This window comes from Blastomonas fulva (assembly GCF_003431825.1).
In the GTDB taxonomy this organism is placed as follows: domain Bacteria; phylum Pseudomonadota; class Alphaproteobacteria; order Sphingomonadales; family Sphingomonadaceae; genus Blastomonas; species Blastomonas fulva.
The window spans coordinates 2,998,820-3,014,598 of the sequence record NZ_CP020083.1 but is presented as its reverse complement, the minus strand read 5'-3'; the positions used below and the strand labels follow the sequence as shown (position 1 = coordinate 3,014,598).

The window sequence follows — 15,779 nt, the reverse complement described above, 5'->3', positions numbered from 1 at the left end:
TCCCTTATCCTTACCCCTCTCCCTTGATGGGAGAGGCCGCCCTTCCCTCTCCCTTGATGGGAGAGGGTTGCGCAGACTTGGCAGCTTGCTGCCTAGTCGAAGCGGGGTGAGGGTGTCAGCAACGTTAGCGTCACCTTGCCACCTCTCACCCTCATCCAACTGCGCCTAGCCGGCTGCGCCGACAAGGCTCCATATCCTTCTCCCATCAAGGGAGAAGGTTTAGTGTTGCGGCGTCTCCATAATCTCGGTCAGCACCCCGCCCATGTCCTTGGGGTGCACGAAGAAGATCAACGTGCCATGCGCACCGATACGAGGCTCGCCCAGCACCCGCTTGCCAAGCGCTTCAAACTCCGCCTTTGCGCTGTGAATATCGGGCACCTCATAGCAGACGTGATGCTGTCCGCCGTTCGGGTTCTTCTCCAGAAACGCCGCGATCGAAGCATTGCCCGGCAGCGGCTCGATCAGCTCGATCTGCGTGCCATTGAGCGCGCCGTCGGCTCCGGGCGTATCGACAAAGCACACCTTCACCCCCTGTTCGGGCAGGTCGAACGGCTCGTGGATCTTGGTCGCTCCCATCACATCGCGGTAGAACACGATGCTGTCCGCGATCGAGGGCGTAGCGACGCCGATATGGTTGAGACGGCCTAGTTTCATACACTTGCTCCACTTCCGTCATGCTGAACTTGTTTCAGCACCCATTTCTCGTCGCGCGCTTGGCTTCATCCGGAGAAATGGACCCTGAAACGAGTTCAGGGTGACGGGAAAATACGCAATCAAAAGCAATCAAAGCGGAATATTGTCATGCTTCTTCCACGGGTTCGCCAGGCTCTTGTTCCGCAGCTTGCGCAGCCCCAGCGCGATCCGACGCCGGGTCGAATGCGGCATGATCACCTCGTCGATGAAGCCCTTGGATGCGGCCACGAACGGGTTGGCGAAGCGTGCTTCGTATTCCTTGGTGCGCTCGGCAATTTCCTCGGGCGTCTTGCCCCGGAAGATGATCTCGACCGCGCCCTTGGCCCCCATCACCGCGATTTCGGCGGTGGGCCAGGCGTAGTTGAGGTCGCCGCGCAGGTGCTTTGAGGCCATCACGTCATAGGCGCCGCCATAGGCCTTGCGGGTGATGACGGTGATCTTGGGCACGGTCGCCTCGGCATAGGCGAACAGCAGCTTCGCACCGTGCTTGATGATGCCGCTGTGCTCCTGCGCCACGCCGGGCAGGAAGCCGGGGACGTCGACAAAGGTGATGATCGGGATGTCGAAACAATCGCAGAAGCGCACGAAGCGCGCGGCTTTCTTCGACGAGTTGATGTCGAGACAGCCTGCCAGCACCATCGGCTGGTTGGCGACGACGCCCACAGTGCGGCCCTCGATGCGGCCAAAGCCGGTGATGATGTTGCCCGCATGCGCCGGCTGGATCTCGAAGAACTCGCCCTCGTCGAGGGTCTTTTTGATCAGCTCGTGCATATCATAGGGCATGTTCGGGTTGGCCGGGATCAGCGTGTCGAGGCTGTTCTCGATCCGGTCGAACGGGTCGGCGGTTGGCCGCTCGGGCAGTACTTCGCGGTTCGACAGCGGCAGGTAATCGATCAGATCGCGCGCAGCCAGCAGCGCCTCGATGTCATTGTCGAACGCAACATCGGCGACGCCCGACTTGGCGGTATGCGTCACCGCGCCGCCAAGCTCTTCCTGCGTCACCACCTCGTTGGTCACGGTCTTGACCACATCGGGGCCGGTGACGAACATGTAGCTCGAATCCTTCACCATGAAGATGAAGTCGGTCATCGCGGGCGAGTAGACCGCGCCGCCTGCGCACGGGCCCATGATGAGCGAAAGCTGCGGCACGACGCCGCTGGCGAGTACATTGCGCTGGAACACTTCCGCATAGCCGCCCAAGCTTGCCACGCCTTCCTGGATGCGCGCGCCGCCGGAATCGTTGAGGCCGATCACCGGCGCGCCGACCTTCAGCGCCATGTCCATGATCTTGCAGATCTTCTGCGCGTGCCGTTCGGACAGCGAACCGCCGAACACGGTGAAATCCTGGCTGAACACGAACACGAGGCGACCGTTGACCGTGCCCGATCCGGTGACCACGCCATCGCCGGGGATGATCTGGTCCTGCATGCCGAAATCGACGCAGTTGTGCTCGACATACATGTCGAGTTCCTCGAAGCTGCCCGGATCGAGCAGCACGTCGATGCGCTCGCGTGCGGTGAGCTTGCCCTTGCTGTGCTGCGCGGCAATCCGCTTTTCGCCGCCGCCCAGATGCGCTTTCTCGCGCCGCTCGGCGAGCTCTTCCAATATGGCCTGCATCGCATCCCTCTTGTCTGAAAATCGGTACGCTTCCTTTCCAGCCTTTGGGCATGGGCGCAAATGTTAAATTGCAAACTTGCAAAGCGCATGTTTGCAAACTAGCCCTAGGGCATGTCCACCCGCAAGCGCCTCTATGCCGGATCACGCGTCCGCGCCGCCCGCCGCCGCAGCGGATTGAACCAGGCGGCGATGGCCGAGGCGCTGGGAATTTCGGCGAGCTATCTCAGCCAGATCGAGAATGACGAACGCCCGGTGACGACAGCGGTGCTGACTGCGCTGTCGCGCCGCTTCGCGTTCGAGACCGAGGGGGACGATGGCGCCGACGCTGCCCCCGCGGTGCAATTGCAGGCGGTGCTCGACGATCCGCTGTTTGCAGGCGCGGACATCGATCCGGCCCGGCTCGCCCGCTGGCAGGAGGTGCAGCCCGATTTCGCTGCGATGCTCAGCACGCTGTATCAGGGATACCGCCAGGCGCAGGAGCGCGCAGCGATGCTCGATGACAGCCTCGCGGGCACCGGCCAGCACACCGCGCGGCTGCCCTGGGAGGAGGTGCGCGACTGGTTTCACGAAGCGGGCAACTATATCGACCTGCTCGACCGCGAGGCCGAGCGGATCGCGGGCGAATTGGCCGATGCGCTGACCATGGATGGCCTGGTGGCGCGGCTTCAGGCGCGCCATGGCATCGCGGTCGTCGGCTGGCAGGGCAATGCTGCCGATAGTTCGCTCAGCCGGTTCGACCGGGCGACGAGGACATTGTCGCTCGACCGCAGCATGGCGCCAGAATCACGCTATTTCCAGCTCGCGCACCGGCTGGTGGCGGAGGAGATGCGCGATGCCATCGCTGCGCTCGCCGCCAGCGCGGACCTTCGTAGCGAGCAGGCGCGGCGGTTGGTCGCGGTGGGGCTGGCGAACTACGCCGCCGGCGCGCTGGTCATGCCCTACGCCGCGTTCCGCAACGCCGCCATGGCGTGCCGTCATGATATCGAGCAATTGAGCCAGCGCTTCGCCGTGAGCTTCGAGCAGGCCTGCCACCGCCTGTCGACGCTGCAGCGCCCCGGCGCGCGCGGGCTGCCAGTGTTCTTCTGCCGGGTCGATATGGCGGGCAACATCACCAAGCGGCACAGCGCCACCCGGCTGCAGTTCGCGCGTTTCGGCGGCGCGTGTCCCTTGTGGGTGGTGCACGAGGCCGCCGCGATCCCCGACCGTATCCTGGTCCAGCTCGCTGAGACCCCCGACGGGGTGCGCTATGTCTCGATGGCCAAGGGGCTGGTAAAGCTCTCGGGCAGCTATGGCCGCAAGCCCCGCCGCTATGCGGTGGCCCTGGGCTGCGAGGTCGAGCACGCGCGGCATTTCATCTATGCCGACGGGCTCGATACTACCGCGGTCGGTGCGGTCACCCCGATCGGGATCGGCTGCCGCACCTGCCCGCGGGACAATTGCGACCAGCGCGCGTTCCCGCCCACCGATCGCCCGTTGTTGATCGACCCCGATCGGCGCGGCATGGTGCCGTACCGGATCGGGTAACGATCAAGCACGCACCGGCGCTTACTTCATCAGCACCAATTCTTCGGCCATGCTGGGGTGCAGCGCGACCGTGTCGTCGAACGCCTGTTTTGTCAGCCCCGCCTTCACCGCGATTGCGGCTGCCTGCAGGATTTCGGGCGAATCCGGCCCGATCATGTGCAGGCCGAGGATCTTGCCCGAAGGCTCCTCGGTGATCATCTTGTACAAGCCGCGCTCGGCGCGGTGCGCGAAGACGTTGCGCATCGGGCGGAAATCGGACGAGTACACGCGGATGTTGCCATAGCGGTTGCGCGCCTCTCCCTCGGTGAGCCCGACAGACGCGATCGGCGGCTGCGAGAACACGGCCGTCGGGATGCAATTGTAATCCACCGTGCTGGGCTTGCCGCCGAACACGGTATCGGCAAACGCCTGTCCCTCGCGGATCGCCACCGGGGTCAGCTGCACCCGGTTGGTGACGTCACCCACTGCATAGATGCTGTCGCAGCTGGTCTTGCTGTACTCGTCGACCGGGATCGCGCCCAGTTCGTCGGTCTCGATCCCGGCATGTTCCAGACCCAGACCCTCGACATTGGGAACGCGCCCGGTGGCGAACATCACGATGTCGGTGTGGATCGGGTCCTGGCCCTTGAGGAACACGTCGAGCGTGCCGTCCTCGCGCTTTTCGATCTTCTCGAACGGCGCGTTGAACTTGAACTCGATCCCCTTGGTCATCGAGATCTGCAGCAGCCGGTCGCGCAGCGATTCATCATAGCCGCGCAGGATGCTGTCGCCGCGGTTGACGATGGTCACCCGGGTGCCGAGGCCATTGAGGATGCCGGCGAACTCGTTGGCGATATAGCCGCCGCCCGCGATCACCGCGCGTTTGGGCAATTCGGCCAGGTGGAACATCTCGTTCGAGGTCAGGATGTGCTCGGCACCCGGGAAATCGGGCACGAACGGGCGTGCGCCGACCGCGATCAGGATGTACTTGGCGCTGATCTCCTTGCCGCTCGCCAGCTTGACCCGGTGGGGCGCGATGATCGTCGCGCGCTCCTCGATGATGGTGACGTTGTGGTTGTTGAGCGTCGACGTATACGCCGCGTTCAGCCGGTCGACATCGCCCAGCACGCGGTCGCGCAGCACGCTCCAGTCGAACTTCGCGCCCTCGATGGTCCAGCCGTAATTCTGCGCATCTTCCAAGTCTTCAGCAAAGTGCGATCCGTAAACCAGCAGCTTCTTGGGGACGCAGCCGCGGATGACGCAGGTGCCGCCGACGCGGTATTCCTCTGCCACCGCGACCTTGGCGCCATAAGACGAGGCGATGCGCGACGCGCGCACCCCGCCCGATCCTGCTCCGATGACGAACAGGTCGAAATCATACTCACTCATGCACTGAAACTCCCGGGAAACGCTTGGACGGCCCTTACAGACCCGCAGCCTCGATCAGCGCGGCGGTGGAAGGGTCGAAATCGCCGGACTGGCGGTTGCCCATGGATTTGGCGATTTCCTTGCCCAATTCAACACCGAACTGGTCAAAAGGATTGATCCCCAGCAGCATCGCATTGGCAAAGGTGCGGTGCTCGTAGAACGCCAGCAGCGCGCCCAGGCTGGCAGGATCGACGCTGTCGAGCAGGATCGTCGCCGACGGCCGGTCGCCCGGATAGCTGCGCTGCGGGTCGTCGCTGGACTTGCCCTGCATCAGCGCGGCACCCTGCGCAAAGCAGTTGGTAAGCAGCGCACGGTGGTGGGCCTCGTCGAACTCGTGCACCGACAGCCGCGCCGCGATGAACTCGACCGGGATCAGGTGCGTGCCCTGGTGGAGCAGCTGGAACACCGCGTGCTGGGCATCGGTGCCCACGCCGCCCCAGGTGATCGGCGCGCTGGGCCGGGTGAGCGCGGAACCATCGCGCTTCACGCGCTTGCCGTTGCTCTCCATCTCGAGCTGCTGGAGGTAATCGGGCAGCAGCCGCAGCCGCTCGTCATAAGCGAACGCCGCGCGCGTCTGGCAGCCTCGGGTCTGGGTGTAATAGAGATCGGCAAATGCCGCGAGCACCGGCATGTTGCGCTCCCACGGCGCGGTCGCGAAATGCTGGTCCATGGCCAGCGCGCCCGCCCGGAAGGCGGCAAAGCCTTCGTTGCCGAGCGCGAGCGCCACAGGAAAGCCGATGCTCGACCAAACCGAATAGCGTCCGCCAACAGTCTCCGAAAACGGCAGGATGCGCGTCTCGTCGATGCCCCATTCGGCCGCCTTGTCCGGGGCTGCGGTGAGCGCAACCAGCTGGCCATAAGGGTCTTCCACCCCGCCCTCGCGCAGCCATTCTATCGCGCTGGTGGCGTTCATCAGCGTTTCGGTGGTGGTGAAGGTCTTAGAAGCGATCGCAACCAGGGTCTTGGCGGGATCGAAATTCGCCACCGCCTCGGACAGCGCCTCGCCATCGACATTGGCGACGACCGCAACGTCATAGCGGTCACTGTCGCGGCACAGCGCGTCGATTACCAGTTTGGGCCCCAGCGCCGATCCGCCGATACCGATGTGCAGGATGTGCCGGATCTCGCCAAACACACCCTCGTCCACGGCCTCGACCAATGCGGCCATGCGCGCATGGAACATCGCCGCCTGATCGACGGAATCTGCAGCGCCCATGCCGCGTTCGGCAGGGTGTTCGGACGCGCGATCCTCGCTGGTGTTAATCTTGGCGCCCGAGAGGAACTGGTCGCGCATCCCGGCCAGATGCATCGCTTCGGCGAGCTGTCCGAACATTCCGATCAGCCCGGCGTCCAGATGCGTCTTGGCGAAATCGAACAGCATGTCGGTGCCACCGATGGCGATCCGGTGCGAGAGCATGTCCAGGCGTCCCGCATCGCCTGCAAACAGATCGGCCAGCGTGGCACGGGGGTGGTCTGCAATCGATTGCCAGATGGCATCGGCGCTGTGCGGCATGGGAGCTCTCTTTCCTGAGGTTCGTCGGTTCGGCGGGTTTAGCGGGGCAATCCGGGCTTGGCGAGAGGCTTCACCCGGCTCTTCGCTCGTCGAGAGGGGCTTGACGGGACATGGGGGCGTCCGCAAAGGGAGAAAATGACCGAAACCGTCGCAAACGCCCCGAAAGCCAAGTCCGAAACGGCGGACTTCCTGCAGTTTCTGGTCAAGCTGGCGATTTTCTTCTTCATTCTGCGCAGCTTCATCATTTCGCCGTTCAACATTCCGTCGGAATCGATGCAGCCGAGGCTTGTTGTCGGCGACTATCTGCTGGTGTCGAAATGGTCCTATGGCTATTCGCGCTACTCGCTGCCGTTCAACCTGCCGCTGATCCCCGGACGTATCCTCGCAGGCCAGCCCGAGCGCGGCGATGTCGTGGTGTTCAAGGCACCGCCGACCGCCAGTGCAGACTATATCAAGCGCGTCATCGGCCTGCCCGGCGACACCATCGAGATGCGCGACGGCACGGTATGGCTCAATGGCAAGCCGGTACAAAAGCAGCGCGTCGCCGATTTCCGCATTCCGGTCTCGCCCAACACCCGCTGCTATGACCGCAGCTTCGAGGTTCCGCTGAGCGATGGCACCGCGGTGTGCAGCTATCCGCGCTTCCGCGAGACGCTGCCCAATGGCAAATCCTATTATGTGCTCGACCTGATCGATGCGCCGCGCGACACCACCGAGGCGATCATCGTGCCCCAGGGCCACATGTTCCTGATGGGCGACAACCGCGACAACAGCCTCGACAGCCGCTTCCCTGCGGTCGAAGGCCAGGGCATCGGTATCGTGCCGCAGGACCATCTTGTCGGCCGGGCTTTGGTCACCGTCTTTTCCACCGACGGATCTGCGAGCTGGTTCCTGCCGTGGACATGGATCACCGCGGCGCGCTGGGATCGCATCGGGGAAGGCTTTTGACCCACTCCGTCGATCTTTCGGCCCTGGCGCCGATCATCGACCATGAGCCGAGCAACCCCGCACTTTTCGTGCAGGCGCTTACCCATGGCAGCACCGGCCAGACCCCCGATTACCAGCGGCTCGAATTTCTTGGCGACCGCGTGCTGGGCATGGTGATCGCCGATCTGCTGTATTCGCGCTTCCCCAAGGCGGCAGAAGGCCAGATGTCCGCCTTTCTCAACCGCCTCGTCTCGCGCGAAAGCTGTGCAGAGATTGCGCGTGCGTGCACCCTGGGTCCGCTGATCCGGCTGGGCAAGCAGGCGCGCGACGATGGCGGCGCTGGCAGCACCAACATTCTGGGCGATGTCGTCGAAGCGCTGATCGGCGCGCTGTATCTCGATGGCGGGATGGACAGCGCTCGCAGCTTTATCGAACGCCATTGGGGAGAGCGCATTGACGCAATCAGCGACGCCCCGCGCCACCCCAAGTCCGAGCTTCAGGAATGGGCCGCTGCGCGCAACCGCAAGACCCCGGTATACACCATGCTCGGCAAGTCCGGGCCCGACCATGACCTGCGCTTTACCGTGCGGGTCGAGATCAAGGGGCTGGGAATGGCGGAAGCCACCGGCACCAGCAAACAGGAAGCCGAAACGCTTGCCGCACGGCAGTTTCTGGCGGAGCACACGACATGACAGACACCACACCCGCCCCCGCCCCCGCTTCGACCCGCTGCGGCCTCGTCGCCGTAATCGGTGCGCCGAACGCCGGCAAGTCGACGCTCGTCAACCAGCTGGTCGGCCAGAAGGTCGCGATCACCAGCCCCAAGGCGCAGACTACGCGCGTGCGCCTGCTCGGCATCGCGATCGCGGGCAACACCCAGCTGATGCTGGTCGATACCCCCGGCATCTTCGATCCCAACCGCCGCTTCGACCGCGCGATGGTCAGCGCCGCTTGGGAAGGATCGGACGGCGCGGACGTGATCGCACTGGTCGTCGATGCCAAGGCCAAGCTCAACGAGCGGCTGACGACCCTGGTCGAGCAGCTCGCCACCCGGCGCGAGCGCAAGATCCTCGTGCTCAACAAGGTCGACATCGCCGCGAAGGACAAGTTGCTGATCCAGGCGCAAAAGCTGCACGCGGCAGGCAATTTCGACGAAGTGTTCTTCGTCAGCGCGCAGACCGGCGATGGCGTCCCCGAACTCAAGGCCTTTCTCGCCGATGCGATGCCCGAAGGTGCGTGGCACTTCCCCGAAGACCAGGTCTCGGACGCTAGCGAGCGCATTCTCGCCACCGAAATCACCCGCGAGCAGTTGTTCAACCAGCTCCACGCCGAGCTGCCTTATGCGAGCGCGGTGGTTCCGGAAAAATACGTCACCCGCAAGGACGGTTCGGTCGAAATCCACCAGCAGATCCTGGTCGCCCGCGACACCCAGCGCGCGATCGTGCTGGGCAAGGGCGGATCGCGGATCAAGGAAATCGGCGAAAAGGCCCGCACCGAACTCGCCAAGGTGCTCGGAGTCGATGTCCACCTGTATCTCCACGTCAAGGTGCAAGAAGGCTGGGACGAGGACCGCGAAATCTATGAGACGATCGGGCTGGGCTGGGTGAAGTAACGCTGCCAGTATTCGCGCAGGGTCGAGTAATGCGAGAGGCCTTCCAACAGATGCACGGCTTCGACCCTGGGCAGGCGGCGCGCGAGGTCTTTTGCCATTGCAACAGGTGACCAGGTGTCCGCGACGCCTTGATAGAGCGTGACAGGCTGCGTGACCTCACGCAGTTCGGCCTCCCAGCCCTGAACGTACAGCGCGATTTCACCGATGTAGGTTGCGCGTTGGGCCCCAAGCGACTGCTGCAGGATCGGCAACATTGCCGCCTTGAACGCAGCGTCCTTGCTGAGCGCTATATCAGCGCCTTGCGCCGATGCGAACAGGGCATCGTGCAATCTGCCCGGAGAAAGCCTCGCGGCGACGGATTGCAGCCGCACAAGGCCGGCAAACAGCGCCGGGTTCGACCTTGCCAGCCTGAACACCGGTGCGCCAGCCATGCCGCCGAGGTAGTCGCCCAGCCCGAGCGGGGCTGCGGCAGATATCAGGTCGATCCCACTGACCTGCGAACCCAGATATGGGGCCGTACGCAAGGCAACGCTCGCCCCCAGCGAAAAGCCGATAAGGCGCAGCGGCTGGTTCGGGAAGCGAGTCTGTATGTTCCTTGCGAGTTGCCCGAAATATCCCGCAGGGTCGGCTCCGGCCTTGATGCTGGAGCGGTCAACCACATGGACGGCGCCAAGCCCATCGGCCCAGTGATCGCCAAACAGCACCATCTCGCCCGAGCTTCCGGGAATACCGTGAAAATAGATCGGTTGTTCCGCCATACCCGATGCTTAGCACGCACTTCCGCCGCTGTTAACGACGACCCGAAGGCCCGACTGATGCAGCAAGCTTCTGCTTTTGCGGGCTTCTTCGGAGCCGCCTTCTTGGCCGGGGCCTTCTTCGCCGCAGCCTTTTTCGCGGGGGCAGCCTTTTTCGCAGGCGCATCTTTCTTCGGAGCCGCCTTCTTCGCCGCAGGCTTCTTGCCCTTCTTCGCGGGTGCCTTGGCCGCGCGTTCGGCGATCAATTGCAACGCGATGTCCAGCGTCAGTTCGTCCTTGTTCACATCCTTGGGGATGGTCGCATTGACGCTGCCGTCGGTGACATACGCGCCATAGCGGCCGTCCATGATCTTGACCTCGGTGTCGGTCGCAGGGTTCGTACCCAGCACCTTGAGTGGCGCAGGCGCGGCGCGGCTCGAGCGGCCGGGATTGGCGAGTGCCTCGGCAAGCTTGACCACGGCGGCGTTCATGCCGGTCTCGAACACCTCCATCGTGCCGCCAAGCTTTGCGTACTTGCCGTTGTGCGACAGATACGGCCCATAGCGGCCGATGCTCGCGGTGATCGTCGCGCCAGTCTCCGGGTGCGCGCCGATCTCGCGCGGCAGCGACAGCAGTTTCAGCGCCCATTCGAGCCCGAAATCCTCGCCCGGAACATCCTTGGGGATCGACGAGCGCTTGGCTTCCTTACCCTCGCCCAGCTGGACATAGGGGCCGAAGCGACCCGAGCGCTTGGTCACGGGCTCGCCGGTCACCGGATCGTTGCCCAGCTCCTCGGGTCCATTGTCGCCGCCATCGCCCTCGCCGCCGCCCTGGGCGAACCGGCGGGTGTATTTGCACTCGGGGTAATTCGAGCACGCCACGAACGCGCCGAACTTGCCGCCGCGCAGCGCGAGACGGCCCTCGCCGCATTTGGGACACAGCCGCGGATCACCGCCATCGGCCTTTTTGGGGAACAGGTACGGCTCGAGGAAGATATCGAGCTCGGCGGTGATTTCCGACGGCTTCTGCTCCATCACCTCGGCGGTCTTGGGCTTGAAATCGCGCCAGAACGCTTCGAGCACGCTGCGCCATTCGGCACGCCCGCCACTGACATCGTCGAGTTCGTCCTCGAGCCCGGCGGTGAAGTCATAGGCGACATAGCGCTCAAAGAACCGTTCGAGAAAGCCCGTCAGTAACCGACCCGATTCCTCTGCGAAGAAACGGTTTTTCTCAACCTTTACATAACTGCGATCTTTCAGCACCTGAATGATCGAGGCATAGGTCGAAGGACGCCCGATGCCGAGCTCCTCGAGCCGCTTGACCAGCGACGCTTCGGAAAAGCGCGGCGGGGGCTGGGTGAAATGCTGGACCGCGTCGACCGATTTCTTCGCGGGACTGTCGCCCTTGGACATGATCGGCAGCAAGCCGCCGTCCTCGCTGTCGGAGTCATCGAGCCCCTCTTCGTACAGGGCTAGGAAACCGGGGAATTTCACCACCTGGCCGTTGGCGCGCAGCGCGGTACGCCCGGTGCCATCGACCAGTTCGACCACGGTGCGCTCGAGCAGCGCAGTCGCCATCTGGCTGGCCAAAGCGCGCTTGAAGATCAGGTCATACAACCGGGCGTGGTCGCCCGAGCCTGCCCTGTCGCGCGAAAAATCGGTGGGGCGGATCGCCTCATGCGCTTCCTGCGCGTTCTTGGCCTTGGTCTGGTACTGGCGCGGGGTTTCAGGGAGGTAATGGCCCGAATAGCGATCCGAAATCGCCTTGCGCGCTTCCTGGATCGCGCCGGGGTCCATCTGCACACCGTCGGTCCGCATATAGGTGATCGCGCCGTCCTCGTAGAGCGACTGCGCAATCCGCATCGTATGGCTGGCCGAGAAGCCGAGCTTGCGCGCGGCCTCCTGCTGCAGCGTCGAGGTGGTGAACGGCGGCGGCGGGTTGCGCTTCAGCGGCTTGGTCTCGACCGTCTCCACGGTGAAATGTCCGGCCTCGACCTTGGCCTTGGCGGCCTCGGCCGAGCCTGCGTTGCCCAGCGAGAGCTTGTCGAGCTTCTCGCCCTCAAGCCGCACCAGACGCGCGGTGAAGGGCTGGCCGCCCTGCTCCATCTGCGCGGTGACCGACCAGTATTCCTGCGCGGTAAACGCTTCGATCTCGCGCTCGCGCTCTACGATCAGCCTGAGAGCGACCGACTGCACGCGGCCTGCCGACTTGGCGCCGGGCAGCTTGCGCCACAGCACCGGCGAGAGCGTGAAGCCGACCAGATAATCGAGCGCCCGGCGCGCGCGATAGGCATCGATCAGATCGGTATCGAGCTGGCGCGGTGCGGCCATCGCCTCGGTCACCGCTTTCTTGGTGATCGCGTTGAAGGTAACGCGCTCGACCTCCTTGGGCAGAACCTTGCGCTTGGTCAGCACCTCTAGCACGTGCCAGCTGATCGCCTCGCCCTCGCGATCCGGATCGGTCGCGAGGATCAGACGGTCGGCCTTCTTGGCCTCGTCGGTGATCGCCTTGAGCTGCCGCGTCTTGTCGGCATAGGCTTCCCAGACCATGTCGAAATCATTGTCCGGATCGACCGAGCCATCCTTGGGTGCGAGGTCGCGGATATGACCGTACGAGGCGAGCACCCGGTAATCGGAGCCGAGGTATTTTTCGATGGTCTTGGCCTTGGCCGGCGACTCGACGATAACCAGTTGCATTGATTGGACTTTCTGAAAGCTCTCGCGTGTGCGTATAAGCTGGGGCCGGTTATCCGCATTCGTCAAGGGCGTCCATAGGCCATAATCGAGGTCAGATCAGTGACACCTTTCCCGCCGCATGCCGCTCGATCAGTCCGCCAAGTTCCAGATCGAGCAGGATCATCTGGACCGCCCCGCTCTCCAGCCCCGACTGACGTACGAGTTCGTCCATACCGACAGGCGACGGGCTGAGCAGGCTGATGAGGTCTGCCCGCGTCTGGTCGTCCGGTTCGGCAACGGGCGCTGCGGCGGCATAAAGGTTCGTGGGCGTGGCGACCTTCTGCGTCCGGGAGCCGGCAAAGGGCTCGACCAGCTCCAGGATGTCGGCGACGCTCTGCACCAATGTCGCGCCGCCGCGGATCAGCTCGTTGCAGCCGCGCGAGCGCGAGTCGAGCGGCGAGCCGGGGATCGCCATGACGTCGCGCCCGGCTTCGGCGGCCAGCCGCGCGGTGATCAGCGAGCCTGACCTGGGCGCAGCCTCGACCACCAAAGTTCCCAGCGCCATCCCGGCGATGATCCGGTTGCGATAGGGAAAGTGCCGCGCCAGCGGTTCGGTGCCCGGCGGCTGCTCGGCGATCACCAGCGCGCGTGCGCCCATCTCGGCCTGCAGCGCGTGGTTCTCGGGTGGGTAGCTGATGTCGATGCCCGATGCGATCACGCCTGCGGTGCTGCCGGGGCCTGTCCCTGCGATCCGCAACGCGCCCTGATGCGCGGCGGTGTCGATCCCGCGTGCAAGCCCGGAGACGACGAGATAACCCGCTTCGGCGAGCTCTCCTGCGATCTGCCGGGCAAAGCGGCACGCGGCGGCAGAGGCATTGCGCGCGCCGACCATGGCAATCGACGGCCGCTGCAGCAGCGCCAAGTCGCCGCGGACGGTCAGCACCGGCGGCGCATTGTCGATATGCCCAAGCAGCGCGGGATAGCGATCATCGTCGGCAAACAGGTAGCGCGCGCCGGCGGCCTCGACACGGGCGACCTCGGCGGTCACCTGCGCCACGGTTGCGATCCGGATCGCCCTGCCCCCGGCGCGTTGCACCAGGTCGGGCAGCGCCTCGATCGCCGCCTGAGCGTTGCCGAAGCGTGCCATGAGCTGGGCGAAACTGATCGGGCCGACGCGATCGCTGCGCAGCAGGCGAATGCGCGCAAGATGCTCGGCATCAAGCACGGGACAGGCCCGCCAAGCCAGAGGTCAGCCGGCGGAGGACTTGCCGATCTTCGGCTCGGTGCCGGCAATCAGCCGCTGGATGTTGCTGCGGTGCTTCCAGAGCACAAACCCCAGCATGACCACGAACACCCATAGAGCCTGCTCCCGTCCAAACCACCATGCCGCCACCGGCATCGCCGCTGCCGCCATGATCCCGCCGAGCGACGAGAACCGCGTGGCAAACGCCACCGACAGCCACACCACGGCAAAAACGACGCCCAGCGGCCAGTAAAGCGCAATCGCGATACCAAGCAAGGTCGCAACCCCCTTGCCGCCATTGAACTTGAGCCAGATCGGATACAAATGCCCGAAAAAGGCGCCCAGCCCGGCAAACGGTCCACTGCCCGGAGCGATGGCCTCGGCGATCACGATCGCCACAGCGCCCTTGCCCAGATCGAACAGCAGGGTCGCTGCAGCCAGCCCCTTGCGCCCGGTACGCAGCACGTTGGTCGCACCGATATTGCCCGACCCGATTGAGCGCAGATCACCCGCGCCCGCCATCCGGGTGAGGATGATGCCGAACGGGATCGAGCCCAGCAGATAGCCCATCAGCATCAGTGCACCGAGCGTCGCCACCGCGATTCCAGCCAGATCGTTCATCATTGCCAACCCTTGTTCCTGCACGGCAAATCGTCTGCCGCGTGCATAGGCAAAGCGGCGGTTTTGGCAAGCATGGTTGATTGCGCCGACCGCGATGCTAAGCGGGGATTATGACGTCCTCATTGCCTGCCGAGCCCGCCATCGCTGCCGATGCGCCGCTGCTTTTCTTCGATTCCGGCGTAGGCGGTCTGACGGTGCTGGATGCGGCGCGCGCGCTGCTTCCCGATGCACCGATCGTCTATGCCGCCGATTTCGCAGGCCTGCCCTATGGCGAAAAGAGCGAGGCAGAGATTGCCGCGCGTGTGCCTGCGCTGCTCGGGCGGCTGGTGGAGCGCTATCGCCCGCGGCTGATCACCATCGCCTGCAACACCGCCTCGACCATTGCCCTGCCCCAGGTACGCGCCGCGCTCGACCTGCCGATCGTCGGCACCGTGCCCGCGATCAAGCCCGCGTCCGAACAGTCGCGCAGCCGCGTCATCGCCGTGCTGGGGACCGAGGCGACGGTGCGCCAGCCCTATGTAACCAACCTGGCACGCGAGTTCGCCAGCGACGCCACCATCCTGCGCTTCGGCGCGCCCGAACTGGTGCGCGCGGCCGAAATGAAGCTGCGCGGCGAAGTGCCCGACCCTGCGATCTTCGACCGCGCCGTCGCGGGACTGGTCAGCCAGGAACGCGCAGTGGCGATCGATACCGTAGTGCTGGCCTGCACGCACTTTCCGCTGGTGCAGGACGAGCTCGCGCGTGCCTTTGGCAGGCCGGTCACCTTCGTGCACGGCGCAGAAGGAATCGCCCGGCGAATCGCGTATCTCACCCGCGGCCAGAGCTTTGTCGGCAACGGGCTGCGCTTCGTGGCGACCGGCCCCGCGGGCGACATCGTACCCTACAAGCCGGTGCTCGAGGCGCGCGGATTTACAAGCTTCGACACGCTTTGAGCGTCTGCTGATCGACTGGTTCGATCATGGCGATGTGCAATTTCGGTTGGTCGCAAGCCTCGTCCTGGCCTACCCCGGCAACGTATCGGAGCGGCTTCAGGATCACGGCAATGCTGCAGGGTGGGACAATTTGTCCACCCCGCAACCGGCCCAAACCCCGCAGTTGCGAGCCGTTATCGCTGGAAATGCGGGATTTAATTGCTATTACATCGCCAGCCAACGCGTCAGCAATGGGTCGCTTCACACCAGCGCAACGGCATGGGTTATCACTCGTCAGGACT

13 protein-coding genes are annotated in these 15,779 nt (G+C 64.4%); 5 read left to right on the top strand and 8 right to left on the bottom strand.

The window, feature by feature from the left end; all coding sequences use genetic code 11:
* Nucleotides 1-219: 219 nt before the first annotated feature.
* Entirely contained in the window at nucleotides 220-654 is a 435-nt protein-coding gene (gene mce / locus B5J99_RS14360) for a methylmalonyl-CoA epimerase (protein WP_117352763.1), read from the bottom strand.
* Between the two features lie 129 nt (nucleotides 655-783).
* Nucleotides 784-2,310, bottom strand: a complete 1,527-nt coding sequence (locus tag B5J99_RS14355; RefSeq protein ID WP_117352762.1) for an acyl-CoA carboxylase subunit beta — start codon at nucleotides 2,308-2,310, stop codon at nucleotides 784-786.
* A gap of 111 nt (nucleotides 2,311-2,421) precedes the next feature.
* On the opposite strand from B5J99_RS14355, the gene B5J99_RS14350 reads away from it, so the two are divergent.
* Nucleotides 2,422-3,834 (top strand): helix-turn-helix domain-containing protein, encoded by a 1,413-nt coding sequence (locus tag B5J99_RS14350; RefSeq protein WP_117352761.1) that lies wholly within the window; start codon nucleotides 2,422-2,424, stop codon nucleotides 3,832-3,834.
* Nucleotides 3,835-3,855: 21 nt separating this feature from the next.
* Here B5J99_RS14350 and gor read toward each other — a convergent pair whose 3' ends face one another.
* Both gor and pgi read right to left on the bottom strand, forming a co-directional pair.
* Nucleotides 3,856-5,202, bottom strand: a complete 1,347-nt coding sequence (gene gor, locus B5J99_RS14345; RefSeq protein WP_117352760.1) for a glutathione-disulfide reductase — start codon at nucleotides 5,200-5,202, stop codon at nucleotides 3,856-3,858.
* A 34-nt stretch (nucleotides 5,203-5,236) separates the two neighbouring features.
* Nucleotides 5,237-6,754: a glucose-6-phosphate isomerase gene (pgi, locus tag B5J99_RS14340; protein WP_117352759.1), complete on the bottom strand. Its 1,518-nt coding sequence runs from the start codon at nucleotides 6,752-6,754 to the stop codon at nucleotides 5,237-5,239.
* Nucleotides 6,755-6,889: 135 nt separating this feature from the next.
* Here pgi and lepB point away from each other — a divergent pair, with 135 nt between their 5' ends.
* The 3 genes from lepB to era are packed head-to-tail and all read left to right on the top strand — an operon-like array spanning nucleotide 6,890 to nucleotide 9,293.
* Nucleotides 6,890-7,702, top strand: a complete 813-nt coding sequence (gene lepB / locus B5J99_RS14335) for a signal peptidase I (RefSeq protein WP_054134980.1) — start codon at nucleotides 6,890-6,892, stop codon at nucleotides 7,700-7,702.
* Entirely contained in the window at nucleotides 7,657-8,373 is a 717-nt protein-coding gene (gene rnc / locus B5J99_RS14330; RefSeq protein ID WP_117352758.1) for a ribonuclease III, read from the top strand. Before lepB ends, rnc begins: the two co-directional genes overlap by 46 nt.
* Nucleotides 8,370-9,293: a GTPase Era gene (gene era / locus B5J99_RS14325; RefSeq protein WP_117352757.1), complete on the top strand. Its 924-nt coding sequence runs from the start codon at nucleotides 8,370-8,372 to the stop codon at nucleotides 9,291-9,293. The genes rnc and era overlap by 4 nt, the downstream gene beginning before the upstream one ends.
* On the opposite strand, the gene B5J99_RS14320 is transcribed toward era, so the two are convergent.
* From B5J99_RS14320 to plsY, 4 genes are all read right to left on the bottom strand, one after another.
* Nucleotides 9,260-9,835: an alpha/beta fold hydrolase gene (locus B5J99_RS14320; protein WP_425456492.1), complete on the bottom strand. Its 576-nt coding sequence runs from the start codon at nucleotides 9,833-9,835 to the stop codon at nucleotides 9,260-9,262. The genes era and B5J99_RS14320 overlap by 34 nt on opposite strands.
* Nucleotides 9,769-12,723: a type I DNA topoisomerase gene (gene topA, locus B5J99_RS14315; RefSeq protein ID WP_425456406.1), complete on the bottom strand. Its 2,955-nt coding sequence runs from the start codon at nucleotides 12,721-12,723 to the stop codon at nucleotides 9,769-9,771. The genes B5J99_RS14320 and topA overlap by 67 nt, the downstream gene beginning before the upstream one ends.
* Before the next feature lie 91 nt (nucleotides 12,724-12,814).
* Nucleotides 12,815-13,927 carry a DNA-processing protein DprA gene (gene dprA / locus B5J99_RS14310; RefSeq protein WP_245991637.1) on the bottom strand — a complete coding sequence of 371 codons (1,113 nt, stop codon included), beginning with the start codon at nucleotides 13,925-13,927 and terminating at the stop codon, nucleotides 12,815-12,817.
* Between the two features lie 24 nt (nucleotides 13,928-13,951).
* Nucleotides 13,952-14,566 carry a glycerol-3-phosphate 1-O-acyltransferase PlsY gene (gene plsY, locus B5J99_RS14305; RefSeq protein ID WP_117353526.1) on the bottom strand — a complete coding sequence of 205 codons (615 nt, stop codon included), beginning with the start codon at nucleotides 14,564-14,566 and terminating at the stop codon, nucleotides 13,952-13,954.
* Between the two features lie 110 nt (nucleotides 14,567-14,676).
* Between plsY and murI the strand changes: the two genes are divergently transcribed.
* A complete protein-coding gene (gene murI / locus B5J99_RS14300; RefSeq protein WP_117352755.1) occupies nucleotides 14,677-15,498 on the top strand; it encodes a glutamate racemase in 822 nt (273 codons plus the stop codon).
* Nucleotides 15,499-15,779 lie beyond the last annotated feature (281 nt).

Bases quoted from the DNA above. Each gene is read 5' to 3' on its own strand.
- mce (WP_117352763.1), bottom strand. From the start codon at position 654: ATGAAACTAGGCCGTCTCAACCATATCGGCGTCGCTACGCCCTCGATC.
- lepB (WP_054134980.1), top strand. From the start codon at position 6,890: ATGACCGAAACCGTCGCAAACGCCCCGAAAGCCAAGTCCGAAACGGCG.
- B5J99_RS14355 (WP_117352762.1), bottom strand. From the start codon at position 2,310: ATGCAGGCCATATTGGAAGAGCTCGCCGAGCGGCGCGAGAAAGCGCAT.
- B5J99_RS14350 (WP_117352761.1), top strand. From the start codon at position 2,422: ATGTCCACCCGCAAGCGCCTCTATGCCGGATCACGCGTCCGCGCCGCC.
- era (WP_117352757.1), top strand. From the start codon at position 8,370: ATGACAGACACCACACCCGCCCCCGCCCCCGCTTCGACCCGCTGCGGC.
- topA (WP_425456406.1), bottom strand. From the start codon at position 12,723: ATGCAACTGGTTATCGTCGAGTCGCCGGCCAAGGCCAAGACCATCGAA.
- gor (WP_117352760.1), bottom strand. From the start codon at position 5,202: ATGAGTGAGTATGATTTCGACCTGTTCGTCATCGGAGCAGGATCGGGC.
- pgi (WP_117352759.1), bottom strand. From the start codon at position 6,754: ATGCCGCACAGCGCCGATGCCATCTGGCAATCGATTGCAGACCACCCC.
- murI (WP_117352755.1), top strand. From the start codon at position 14,677: ATGACGTCCTCATTGCCTGCCGAGCCCGCCATCGCTGCCGATGCGCCG.
- plsY (WP_117353526.1), bottom strand. From the start codon at position 14,566: ATGAACGATCTGGCTGGAATCGCGGTGGCGACGCTCGGTGCACTGATG.
- rnc (WP_117352758.1), top strand. From the start codon at position 7,657: ATGGATCACCGCGGCGCGCTGGGATCGCATCGGGGAAGGCTTTTGACC.